At 49.0% G+C, this 13,452-nt stretch carries 6 protein-coding genes; 5 read left to right on the forward strand and 1 reads right to left on the reverse strand.

The genetic code is table 11. The annotated features are described in order from the left end of the window. Positions 1-162 precede the first annotated feature (162 nt). The 5 genes from P9H32_RS10530 to P9H32_RS10550 all read left to right on the forward strand — a co-directional run bounded on the left by P9H32_RS10530 (position 163) and on the right by P9H32_RS10550 (position 12,707). Positions 163-3,171, forward strand: a complete 3,009-nt coding sequence (locus tag P9H32_RS10530) for a hypothetical protein (protein ID WP_322608853.1) — start codon at positions 163-165, stop codon at positions 3,169-3,171. A gap of 194 nt (positions 3,172-3,365) precedes the next feature. Then, the gene (locus P9H32_RS10535) at positions 3,366-5,144 is read left to right on the forward strand and encodes a hypothetical protein (protein WP_322608854.1); all 1,779 of its coding nucleotides are present in this window, start codon (positions 3,366-3,368) and stop codon (positions 5,142-5,144) included. 71 nt (positions 5,145-5,215) lie between these two features. Beyond that, positions 5,216-8,644, forward strand: coding sequence for a right-handed parallel beta-helix repeat-containing protein (locus P9H32_RS10540; RefSeq protein WP_322608855.1), 3,429 nt, complete (start codon positions 5,216-5,218; stop codon positions 8,642-8,644). Positions 8,645-8,732: 88 nt separating this feature from the next. Continuing rightward, on the forward strand, positions 8,733-10,535 hold the full coding sequence (locus P9H32_RS10545) for an arylsulfatase (RefSeq protein ID WP_322608856.1): 1,803 nt from the start codon (positions 8,733-8,735) through the stop codon (positions 10,533-10,535). A gap of 84 nt (positions 10,536-10,619) precedes the next feature. Then, on the forward strand, positions 10,620-12,707 hold the full coding sequence (locus P9H32_RS10550) for a serine/threonine protein kinase (protein WP_322608857.1): 2,088 nt from the start codon (positions 10,620-10,622) through the stop codon (positions 12,705-12,707). Between the two features lie 3 nt (positions 12,708-12,710). Here the strand turns inward: P9H32_RS10550 and P9H32_RS10555 are convergent, their stop codons facing one another. Continuing rightward, on the reverse strand, positions 12,711-13,334 hold the full coding sequence (locus P9H32_RS10555) for an RNA polymerase sigma factor (RefSeq protein ID WP_322608858.1): 624 nt from the start codon (positions 13,332-13,334) through the stop codon (positions 12,711-12,713). Positions 13,335-13,452: the final 118 nt, after the last annotated feature.

Here is a 13,452-nt window from a genome sequence, read left to right on the forward strand (position 1 = left end):
ATTTAGAGGTTATGCGGTTTTTTTGCGGTTAGACAAAAAAACATTTTTCAGAAATCCGTTGGGATTGGGAAGGCTGCGGCATCTGTAATGTGTTGGGGGGCAGTATGGGAGATACGGGCTGCTCCGGGAAATGTCATTAAAACCAAACAGGAGGAGTAAAGGATGACGAATCGATTGTTAATCGGATTGGCTATGGCCGGCGTGATTGCGATAAGTGCGCAGGCGCAACTGTACTCAGAGGATTTTGAACAGCCAATTACACGGGTGGATGTTGGAAATGGTAATGCAAAATTGAATACTGATTTCCAGATTGGAGAATGGGCCTATACCGATTTGAACGCAGGAAATAATGGTAATATTACTACTGTTGACGGTTCAACAGCGATCATTCAGGACAGCGGTGTCGGCCAGCGTGGTATGGTTATTGCCATCGATGCGTCCACATGGAGCACAGGAAACAAGAGCCTCAGCTTCAAATCGACTTCTGTATCCGGAGCAAACTCGGTTTATTATGGGATTTTTTCCGTGAACGCAAACGCTGATCCAATTGTTGATTTGGGTAAGGGAGGCGGAGCTTTTGCTAATTGCGGAAAGCCGAGTCCGGCAGTTGCCGAGCTGAAAGAGATTGGGGCGTATGCGGCAACGGGAACCACATTAACAAACTTTACCTGGACGGCTGGTGCGGCTGATACGCTGATGCTTGTTTTTAATAGCGGAGATAATTCAGAAGTTGGTCTGGATGACATTGTGATTGATGATGCTGCGGCAACCGGTCCGGCAACGGTGGGACTTTCTCCTGACTCGGAACTGGTTATTTCGGTTACACATCCGGCAACCGTAGCGAACAATGATTTGGTTGTTACTTATATCGAAGGCGGAGCGTTGGCTGACGGACAAATTGAGTCCGTTAATATTTATTCGAACGGCTTTAGCCTGGTCGGCACTTATTCTTTTCCTATTGCGTTATCCGATTCCGATACCGCGCAGTTTGATATTCAGTTTGATGCTGCGGCAGTTGGGGTTGTCAACGGGGCAAGCGCTAACCGGATTGGACTGGCGGAGGTCATTTGGTCCGAAAATGGAGGAGGCACTTACACCAATACAATCGCACTTGATGGGGATTACAATAATCCGCCCTTTGATTTGGATATAGGCGATCAGGTTGGCGGTGCCGACCAGCCGATCATCATGACGATGATTGTTCCTGATTCGGCGGTAACGAATACCGTTGCGGTCAACTATACGGAAGGGCCGGCGCATACCAATGCGCAGATTTCTTCGATCGTGTTCTCAAATGCAACGCATATCGGGTTCTCTGCTGATCCTGCATCGTTCGAGTTGAGTGATCCGGCTCCATCGACGACGACGTTCAACCTTGTATTTGACAACAGTGTGGCCGGTTTGACGCACAAGCAGTCGGCCTCTGCTGATATGGTGGTGACTTACAATGAGCTGGGCGGTCCCGACCAGACCTCGGTGATCCCGGTGTCGGTTTCCTATTACAACCCGCCTGTCGGCGTTATTCAGCTGAATATGGGCGAGAGCGTGAATGTGGTGAATGACAGCGTTTACGGGAATAGAAAGTTGAACGAATTTGACGCTTATACTAATCAGTTCAATATTGCATCGGGCGGCAGTCAGGATACGTCCAATGGTCGCATTCAGGTCAATTCCGGGGCTACCAATATTCGAGCTCTGTGGAATCTGGTGGAATCCGGAACTGCCGGGATGGATAACTTCGGAGAAGTGGATACCGTTCCGTTGACCAACGGTCTTTATCAATATCAATTCGATTACGAAGTGGTGAATAACAGCGGTGCGGAAGCGTACTGGTCGATTGATGCGTATGCTTTGATTGATCAAGGATCAACCGGAACAGTTGATTATGTCCAATTGGATGATTCTGAGGGAACGCTGGAAAAACGGGTTCCCGTTGCTCAAGGGCTTGCCTCATTCAGCCAGCATTCCGGAGGCATACTTACAGGGTCAGGCAACGTGAGTCGCTCCAGTGGAGCGGTTACTGTTAATGTGACCAATGGGTATGATTCAATCTTTATTATCCAGGGTGCGGGCGGTACAGATGTCCGTATTTATGATCTCTCATTGGTTCGTATCGGTGACTTTGAAGTGGGGCCTCCTCCGTTCAACAGTCCCAATGCGGTTGTTGCCGCAACGTTCGATGATGCAAATTCCACGAATGCGATCATCAGTGGTTTGGACTTGACGGATCTCAACAATGTGACCGATACAAATGGGGTTTCCATTGCAAATACATTCCGGGGTAATAATCTTGCCCGGGCAGGAAAAAGCCTGCAGAGCACAGTAAGTCCTACAGCGGGAAAAGTGAACATGTTACTGGTGCGTGCCGGCACATCCGGTTACGACGATGTGGGCTTTCAGGATACAATTGCGCTGAGTGAAGGGGTTTATGACCTGACCTTTGATGTCGATACCACTCCGGGCAATTTTTCCACGAATACCTCTTCCGTTGGTGTTGATTTATACGCTCTCTCAGGAATTGTGGTCGGTGATGCGAATAACACCGTTCGTATTGGTCATCAGAATAAAGATGGAAATGGTATTCAGACTTTTGGTGCCGCTTCAAAAACGCTACTGGCTTCTGTGTCCTATACGAATGATTTCACGGGAACGGTAACGTTGAGCAATATGAACGTTTTAGCCGGGCAGGATGTGCTGATCGTACTGCGTCATCAGGAAGGGCCGGATCCGATCTTCGACAACATTGAACTGGTTCGCACCGGGGATCTGGCATCGACCGGATATGATGCCTGGGTGATTCTGAATGGATTATATGGACCCGATGCCGATCTGCAAGCGGATCTTGAAAACGGTGGTGCGGGTGACGGCCTCAATAATCTGATGGAATATGCTCTAGGCGGCGATCCGAATGTCGCTGATTCGGGTATTGTTCTCCAGCAAAGCGTGAGTGGTGGAGTTTTTCAGCATGTCTACAATGAACGTACGGATGATGAATCGCTGACATTCACGGTTGAGCTGGATCAGATACGCAATCTTTCTTATGCAGACTGGCAGGAAGAAGGGCTCACTGAAACCCGCGGGGTGGATGACGGTACTTTCCAAACGGTAACCAATACAACGGATACGCTTGAATCTGTTAACTTCATCCGGTTGAAAGTTGATAAAAATTAATCACTGATTTTTCAGTGAATCGAAAAAGCCTCTGCTGCATGTCCGGCAGAGGCTTTTCTCTTGTCCGCATTATAGATTTTTTTGAACTGAAATCCGTTGAATAAACGGATTTCAGCGGCATCAGGTATGCGTAAAGCGGATATGAGACGTGCCCTCAGAAGATTCGCTAAATAATGCATACAGGAGGAAAAGAAATGAAAAAAATATTTATAATCAGCATGTTTGCCGGGTTGGTCTTACAGGGATACGCCGTATCTCTGATTGATTACCAACATAACGATCCAAGCAATACCCCGTTGAAGAACCTTCAGAATGACGGAATCGATACTTCCGGCTGGAACCTGAATCGAGACCATATTGTGGCCAATGGGGCTGGCGACTTGAGTTGCACGATTACCAATGCCTCTCAGACCAAGTTTATCTTTGCATCTGCACTAACCAATGGCTATGTCGAATTTGAATATCGGATTTCCAGCTATGATCTGACGGGTATTCCGAATAAGGATGGCATAGGTATAGATCTTTTCACTTCCTCAGGGGTATCTGCTGAGGCCATCAAGCTCAAACTTGAAACATTCAACGATACTGTACGCTTGCGTGCTCCGTTTCCGAAGGCGGATGGATCGGGTGTGGCATATCCAAATCGAACTCTTGGAGCCAAGGCATCCACGATAGGGGTTACGTATAAAGTCACCATCGATCTGGATGCGTCAACCAACCAGGTTGCCGTTTTTTCAAAGCTGGATACGGATACCGATTTTATCAAAATGGGTGGCGCCGCACTCTTCGGAGCCTGCACCAATCTGACTGAACTTCGTTTGCAACCCACGTATACCGGTGAATGGCCCTCCAATAACTTCGTGAATATTGATTACATCACATTAACCTCCACCGTGGAGCCGCCTGCATATGCCGGCGAATCCTGGCAGTTTAATGAAGCAGCGGATACACCGCTTTCCGGTTTAGTCAATGATCTGGGTGAAGCGAGTTTTGCCGATATCTCCACCGTTTTAACCGATGGGAATGGGGCCCTTCGTTTTGAACAGGATCCGGTGCTGGGTACCAGCGGATACGGTAAAGAAGCAACAGTTCCCAGTCAGACAGAAGGGGTTGTTGAAATGAACTTTAAACTACTTGCACTGGATTTTAGCGGGGGCGATGACGCAGGGGCAAATGTGTCGTTCAGCCTGAGGGATTCGTCCGTGAATAAGGATGTGATGAATGTGCGTGTTTTCAAGCAGACCGGCAAAGCGCAGATCCAAAGCCGTTTCCAGAATGACGAAGGAGGAAGTAATATTCCTCTTTATAGATTTGGAACCAATGTGGTTGATGAGGCCATCGATGTACGCGTCCTGGCCAATCTGGATACCGATACGTTTGATGTCTTTTATACCCTCGATGGAGAGTCGGAAGTCAATGTGACGAACAATATGCCGATGAACTATCCGGACATGACGTTCGACCGGATTCGTATCTGGTCAACGGTGAATACGAATGATTTCGGTCCGTCTGATTTTGTGACAATCGATTATCTCCGTGTTGTTCCTGTTAGCAGTATGATTCCTGAGACGTATGAAACTTGGCTGGAGTTGTTCCCGACGCTGGGAGCGGCAACCAATAAAACCGATAATCCGGATGGTGATGCCCTGAACAATCTCTATGAATATGCCCTGAACGGTAATCCGACGGATGCCGCGGATATTGGATATATTCCGACTTCCCAGCTAGTGGAAGACGGAGGATCCTGGCTTCAATATGTGTATGCAAAGCGGGCAGATGCCGATACCCGCGGGCTGAACTATTATCTCGAAACAGACACTGATCTGATGATTGCGCCCGGATGGACCAATGCATTTTATGATGTAATCGGAACCAATACTGAATTCGCTGTGGGATTCAATGCAATTACCAATCGGATTTCAACGGATACTAAGAGTCAGCAATTTATTCAGCTGCAGATTGAACAGCTGTAGTTGCAGCAGCCTGAGCGATGGGGCAGGGTTGCACCTGCCCCTCATGTTTATACCTAAGAGGAGAGGTGCGGATGAAGTTTTCAATGCTTAAAGCATGTGTTGCAGCAGGAGGGCTGGTTATTGCGGGACCAGCAGAAGCCGCTGATGTGGTATTATATGTGGACCAGAATCATACGGCTGCTTCGGACAGCAATATCGGAACCCATCCTGATTTCCCTCTTAAAACTTTTTCGGAAGGGGCTGCGAAGGCCTGGGATGAGTTAGACAGCGGAAATCCGGTGCTGCTGAAGGTGGGACCGGGAAAATACTATTCTGACCCCTATGAACAGTTTTGCGGCAGTAATACCGTCGAATACGTTATTGAAGGGGATCCCAATCGGGAAACAATCATCAGCGGCTCCTTTACCAACGGTTTTGAATCATCCACCTGGACGCCGGTTCCCGGGAAACCCAATGTCTATATGCATGACTGGACCAACACCTATTCGCTGCGCTACGGGCCGGATAAGTTTGAAGACAGCGCGGCGATACGCAAGGAACTACTTTTCTTTAATGAGCAGCGGCTCAACCAGAAGGCGATCGACCTCTACAGTTATAACAGCACGACAGAAGAGTTTGAGTTTGCCGGGAATGCTCCGGCCGGACTGGATGTGCTGGATGAAGACTGGACCTATTGCGTGTCGGACAACGCATCCGCTGATGTGGCCTATAGGGATAAAATATTCATGCGCCTACCGGCAGGAGAGGTCCCGGTGGCGGAGTCCCTGATTGAGATCGGGCTGGATTGCGAATTCATGTTTAAGTTGGGGCAAAAACATAATGTAACCATGCGGTATATGAATTTTGAGAAGGCGAGCATTCGTTATGATTCCTTCATGGTTCAATTCAACGAGTGCGATAATTTTCTAGTTGAGGACTGCACGTTTAATCGTTGCAATGCGCATGGGTTTATCTGTGTGTATCGCGATCCGCACCCTGATTGGACGGGAGTGATCAAACGTTGTGATTTCAATGGAAACGGCTACAAAGGGGTTAAGTATGCGCTGGAACGAGGAGGGAATTCGTTTGCCGTTGACTGCGATTTTAATGATAACTGCTGGCGTGCCGAGATGGCCGATAAAGGAGGGTGGGGGGCGGCTGGCATCAAAGTGGCCAACCATACCTTTAATGCACTGCTGACCCGCTGCAACACGCTCAATAATCAGCACAATGGATTGTGGGAAGATGTCGAGTGCAGCAATGTGGTATTCGATGCCTGTTTTTCGTATGGAAACTACGAGTCCGGTATATTCATGGAATATTCCTGGGTTGGGGGCGATGGCCGGGACTGCCGGACTGAAAACTCGGTGTCGGCTTATAATCAGCGGGGGATTCAGGTGTGCACCTCCAGAAAACCGGTGGTGGATGGCAACCTCTGTCTGAATAATATCGAAAGTAATATACGTTTCCGGAAAAACAGCAGAGACCCTCATACGGCGGAGGGTTTTATTTCTCTTACCATGACGAATAACGAATTTGTGATGCAGCACAGTGGTGTGCCGCAGGTGGATCTGGAAGATTCTGGGGAAATGATGGAGGTACTGCTGTGTTCCGGAAACGACTATTACAGTTCGGATACGGCAAAGGCATTCCTGATCGATAATTCCGCATATAAAACGTTCAGCGGTTGGAAAACGGAACTGATCAATGGTGGGGCACCTGTACCGCAGGATAGCGATTCCGGCATGAGTACGGTTCCGGACATTGGAACCGATCCCTATCATTTTGACCGCGGCTCGGTATACAGTGATAAAGCGCGTGGGCTGGGAACCCGGGTGCCCTGGAAAGAACTGGGCGGCTTTGATCGAGGAGTTTTTTCAAAGGATCTCACGTTGGGCGATACCATGCGCGGATCAGGCTATTTCGATTCGAATGCTAATGAATATGTTGTGGTCTCGGCTGGAACCGATATCGGCGGAACACAGGATGAGGGTGCCTTTCTTTTTAACAGAACAGGGGGCGGTTCGACGTCAATTGTTGTGCGGGTAGATCATGTTGAAAATACACATGCCGACGCGAATGCGGGTGTTATGATTCGAGAAAGCAACCGCTCAGGGGCACGGATGGTCTTGGTCGGCGTGACCGCCGAAAACGGTGCCCGGTTGCGATACCGGACGGTTGATGGCGGAACCGCTTCGGAGGTTACGATGCCGGGCATCTCGGCCCCGTACTGGGTAAAGCTGGAAATGGATGCCGCCGGACAGATTTTTGATGGCTCGGTTTCTTCTGATGGAATGACCTGGCAACCGGTCGGATCGACCATCGATATGGGCAGCCCGTTTGCTGATGATAAATATATGGGACTGGCCGCCTCCTCTCATAGCTCCAATGTTTACGGGGTTGCAACCTTTTCGCAGTTGAACGAGCAAGTAAACCCGCCGGAACCCGTCTCGATGCTGGTTGATTATCAGCATAACGATGCAGTCGATACGCCGTTGACCAGCCTTGCCAATTGGGGAACGGATACGACGGGTTGGAACAATGATGTTGACTATATCGCGGCCTCCGGTTCCGGTGATTTAACCGTGGCTGCACCAACCAATGGATCAAGTGTGAAATTTAATCTGGCTGCACCGTTGACATCCGGAACCGTCGAGGCTGAATTTCGGGTCTCCAGCTATGACCTGATCGGATTGAGTGCCAATCTTGATGCGGTTGGGATTGAACTATGGGGCGCAACGCAGAATGCGCAACAGGCGATCAAGATGAAGATCGAATGGTTTGCCAACGGAGGGTATGCACGCTTACGCATGGCGGGACCGAATGCAGATGGGTCCGGCCTTCAATATCCCAAATTCACGCTGCCGGCTGATGCTTCCACGAATGGTATCACATATCGGTTTTCAGCCGATCTGGATACCGGCGCTTATGAAGTACATTACAAACTGGATTCTGCATCCGATTTCACCCTGCTCGGCACACCCGGGGTTTGCACCAACCTGACGCAGTTGCGGTTACAGACCACCGTGAGTACGCCTTGGACCTCGAACACCTTTGTGAATATTGACTACCTCACGCTCAGTCATGCCATCGATTTGGTGACCCCGGAATCTCTCTATATGGATTGGTTGGCGGAATTTCCAACCCTTGGAAGTTTTACCAATGTCACCGACAACCCGGATGCCGATGCGCTGGATAATTTGGGTGAATATGCCATGGGAGGCATTCCAACCAATGGAACTGATATTGGATATGAGCCGGTTTTCCAACCGTTGGAAGCGGGCGGAACCAACTGGTTTGAATTTGTTTATGCGCAACGAACCGATGCCGATATACGGGGACTGGAGTATAGTTTGGAAACCAATACGAATCTGCTGAATGCCGCAGGTTGGACTAATGCGCATTATGAGATCACGGGAACGAATGCATCGTACGCAGCCGGTTTCGAAAGTATTACCAACCGGATATCGACTGCAACCGAAACCAACCAGTTTATCCGGCTGCATATTAAAACGCGGTAAGTTTCCGGCTGGAAATATATTTGCGGGATCTATTCAGGCGGAAGGCTGCGTGGCATCCTATTGGAAACAGTAAAAATAGGTATTGCATATGAAAACAGTTCTGCTCGCAATAAGTTGCAGCATTATGGCGTATTGCACCATGGCAGCTGCACGCCCGAATGTTGTACTTCTGATTACCGATGATCAGGGCTATGGCGATCTGTCGTGCCATGGAAATCCAGTTCTGAAAACACCGAATCTGGATAAACTGCATGAGCAGAGTGTCCGGTTGACTGATTTTCATCTGGATCCCATGTGTGCCCCGTCACGTACAGCCTTGTTGACCGGGCGCTATTCCGCGCGTGCCGGCGTGTGGAGCACATTAAATGGTTGTTATATTCCCCCCAGGACTGAGGTAACGTTGGGGCATTTGTTTTCCGCTAATGGATATGACACCTCCATGTTTGGAAAGTGGCATCTGGGCGATGCTTATCCGTATTCGGCAAGATACCGCGGGTTTAATTATGTTGTGCGGCATGGAGCCGGGGTGGTTGGCGAAGTGCCCGACCATTGGGGGAATACCTATTTTAATGACACCTATCTGAAAAACGGGGAGTGGGAACAGTTTGATGGATATTGTACCGATGTCTGGTTCGAGGAAGCCATAAAGCATATTAAATCGGTTAAAGGAAAGCCGTTCTTTTGCTATCTGGCCCCCAACGCTCCGCATAATCCCTTTAATGTGGACGAACGGTATTCGAAACCTTATCTGAATGCCGGGGTGCCGGAACAGCGTGCCCGGTTCTACGGAATGATCGCCAACATAGATGAAAATGTAGGACGGCTGTTGAGTTTTCTCGAGGAGGAAGGGTTGGCCGAGAATACAATCATTCTTTTCATGGGCGACAACGGCACGTCCGGTGGAGCGGACATCGTCTGGAAAACCAGCATGGTTAAAGATGGCTACAATGCCGGCATGCGGGGCAAAAAGATGAAGCCCTACGAAGGGGGACACCGCAACAGCTGCTTTATCCGCTGGCCGGCCGGCGGAATATCAGGAGGCCGTGATGTGGGGGGGCTTTCGGCTCATTTTGATCTTTTTCCAACCCTGGCGGAGCTTTGCGATCTGAACATTCCCTCGGCCGCCAAATTGGATGGAATCAGTTTAGCTCCGCAGTTGCGGGGGGACGAATCCGTTTGTCCGGAGCGAACATTGGTGACGCATAACATGCAACTGGTGGAACCCGTTAAATATAAGGATTTCTGTGTGATGGACTCCCGCTGGCGACTGGTCAGTCCGGGACTGTCTGAAAAAACGGAACTGTTCGATATTCAGGCCGATCCGGGGCAGCTGAAGGATTTGTCGGCAGACTATCCGGAAGTGGCGAAACGGTTACGGAAAAAATATGATGCCTGGTGGAATGAGATGCTTCCGGTCTTTGGAACGGTCAGTCGTCATGTGGTGGGTTCGCCTCATGAAAATCCTATGGAGCTGAACTGTCATAGCTGGAAAACACCCAGTAAGGAAATGTCATACGATCAGCTGCATGTCCGGCAGGGAATTGCCATTAACGATGCGTATTGGCCGATCGAGATTGAACGGGCCGGGCGCTATCGCATTGAACTTCGCCGATGGCCGCGCGATGCCGATGTTCCAATTGTTGGAACTGTGCCTGCGCTGCATAAACCCTTCTGTGATCCGCTGCCTGCCGGCAAGGTGTACCCGATTGTGAAGGCCCGGCTGGCCGTGCAGGATTTTGATCTGACCATCCCGGTTTCTACAGCGGATAAGGCGGCGGTTTTTGAGCTGGAATTCAAGGCGGGTCAATCCCGCCTTCAAGCTTGGTTTGCATTTGATGCGGATCAAACCATTAATGCATATTATGTGACGGTCAGATGGCTGGGGCCATAGATTGTTTTTAAAGTAGCTTACGGTCAGGAAATATAATGCAAAACCGGGCTTTCGGTTCAGTGCAATGCTATAGTTTTGATACGCATGAAGAACGACTATGAAAATCTTGAAAAGGAATATGCGGGGCTGTCAGACGAACTTGCCCGCTTGTGTAATGATGAGACGCTACAGCTTGATCCGGAAGAGGAGCGCAGGCTTACCCCGATTATTGAAGATCTGAAGGGAGATACTGCGCACTATTCAGAACCGGTGTTTGTGTGTGAAGGCGGCGAAAAGAAAATTTTCAAGGTGCGTGATCTTCGCACCGACCGCATCGTGGCCATGGCCAAACCTCTGGTGGATGCGGATAATCTAAGCAGAGAACAATTTCTACGAGAGGCGCGTTTGACCGCCTGCCTTCAGCATCCGAATATCATGACGATTCATGATCTGGGATTGGATAAACAGGGCATTCCTTTTTTTACCATGGAGTTTGTTCCCGGCGATACGCTTAAGGATATTGTTAAGAAACTTGCAAAAGGCGTTCCGGAGTATGTTGAGCGCTATTCCCGGGAACGGTTACTTGAAATTTTCGTCAAGATTTGTGATGCGTTGTCCTATGCTCATTCTCGGGGGGTTGTGCATCTGGACATTAAGCCGGCCAATATCAAAGTGGGGCCTTTCGGCGAAGTGGTGGTGTGCGATTGGGGCCTTTCGCGTATTTTATCCGGGGGGTTTGATGAATATCAGAATTTTGCAATATTGGATGATGACCGTCCGAACAGCGATTTGCTGAATGATCTTTCACCGAGCAGCATGGTGAAGGGGACTCCCGGATTTATTGCCCCGGAGCAGATTGATCATGCTCAGCCGACTTCAGAACAAACGGATCTTTATACATTGGGGGCCGTACTCTATTTCATTCTGACGTATCGGCCTCCGGTTATTGGGGATTCAATGCAGGACATTCTTAAAAAAACAGTTAATGGTGAAGTCGTTCCTGTGGCCCGGGCCGCTGGTGGACGTTTTATTCCCCGCGGATTGGAATCTGTGGTATTGAAGGCCCTTGCACTGCATCCAAAGGATCGATATGCATCGGTTAAGGATTTGCGGGACGAACTGGACCGTTTCCTGCATGGGTTCGCCACAGAGGCGCAGCAGGCCGGAGTTCTTGAACGGACTGGGTTACTGATCAGACGGCGGCCCGTTGTTTTTCTGGTGATCGGTTTATTTCTTATTTTGCTGGCTCTTGTTTTGTCGTTTTCCTTTGTGAGAATTGTTCATGAAAAGAAGCTGGCGGTTGCTGCGCAGCATCAGTCGGAGGAAAATCTTCGGCTTTATATGAAAGAAACGGAGCATACCAAAGAAGTGGCGGCGAATATCAGGAATGCCACCCTGTCGCTTTTCAATCCCAGAAATCTTCTGGAGGCGGACACAAAAGCACAACTGCTTGATCTGCATCTCCGAGAGGAGACGAATCCGGAACGAAAACAGTTTCTTGCCCGCAGTATTGCGGTGCTTCATTTTGTGAGACAGCACTTTGTTGCAGCCTTGGACTATTTTAGACAGACGGATATTTTGCCTGAAGAAGATCTGTTTTATGCATTGTCGCTTAAGTACGCGCGAGTGAAAGGGACTGATAACGGGTGGCTGACCCCGGACGATCTCCGCCAGATCATATTAACACTGCCTGCTCAGCACAAAGATGTTATGTTTGCGATGGCGTTTTATTATTTTAAGGATCAGAAGGATGTGGTGATTCCCGAAGAGGTGCTTCCATTAATTGAAACACTGCTGGATCGTCTAAATGCACAGGGACAGTATTATGCAGAAAGGACTACGCTGGTCCTGACCGATACGGAAAACGGGCGCATGCTTTCTTTGTCAGGAGATCCCTATTCGATCTTCACTCTTCCGCTTCCGGCAGACCGGAACAATACGAATGTACTGCATCCGCTCAAATTATATTCACTCGATCTGACCAAGGGATTCCTGTTCGATCCCTCTGAGCTTTATGGGAGCGGCATCAAGGAGCTGAATATCAGCGGCATCAACTGGTTGAAGCGTTCACAAATCCACATTATCGCTATGCTGAAACTGGAACGTTTGATCCATTCATTGGAAGAGTCTGATGAATATCTTGCGGAAATCCTGCCGGGGGTCGAATTGGTTCGAGTGAAGAACCCTTTGTGAGCCCTACTGTAAATCCTTGCGCAGGAGTTTTATTTCTTCGACTAAACTGGATTTAACGCGGGCTTTTAGGGTGGTAACGGAGCTGGGTGCAATTCCGGTACGCTCGGAAATTTCTTTGATATCAATGCCTTCGAGATTAAGTTTAAAAACTTCCATAGCTTTTTTGCTGAATTGCGGCTTAACCCGTTCAATGGCCAGCCGGATGAGATGGATTTCCCATTCACGTTCTGCAATCTGATCAATTTCCGGCAACCGTATAGTATCAAGATAATTGATAGAATGATCCTGAACCGCTTTGTCTTCTCTATTACGTCGCCGTGTTCGCGAACGGATAAACATCCGGACTTCATTTTTGGTTACAACAGCCAGATAACTGCGGAACCGGCGAATTTCATCGGTATTAAGATCCGGTAGCTTTTCCCAAAGTTTCAGGATGACCTTCTGGTGAATTTCCTCTGCGTCCTCCCGTACTAAATTCATATTCCGGATTACCGCGTAGATGTAGCGGGTGTAGATTGCTGCAAACTCTTCCCAGGCGGCTTCATTGTACTGATCCTGAACCCGTTCAATCAGTGTTTTCCGGGTAGAATACGTGGGTATGGTATCAGTCTGTATGGGTTCTCTCATTCATTTCAACTTATCTGAAAACAAACTGAACTCAACCGGAAAATGAGATTCAGAATGAAGAAAGGTGCTAAGGGGTTCTGGGGGCCGTGACTCAACAGTGTAATGTCTCAGCTGCGGT

The sequence above is a fragment of the Pontiella agarivorans genome, from assembly GCF_034531395.1.
Classification (GTDB): Bacteria; Verrucomicrobiota; Kiritimatiellia; order Kiritimatiellales; family Pontiellaceae; genus Pontiella; species Pontiella agarivorans.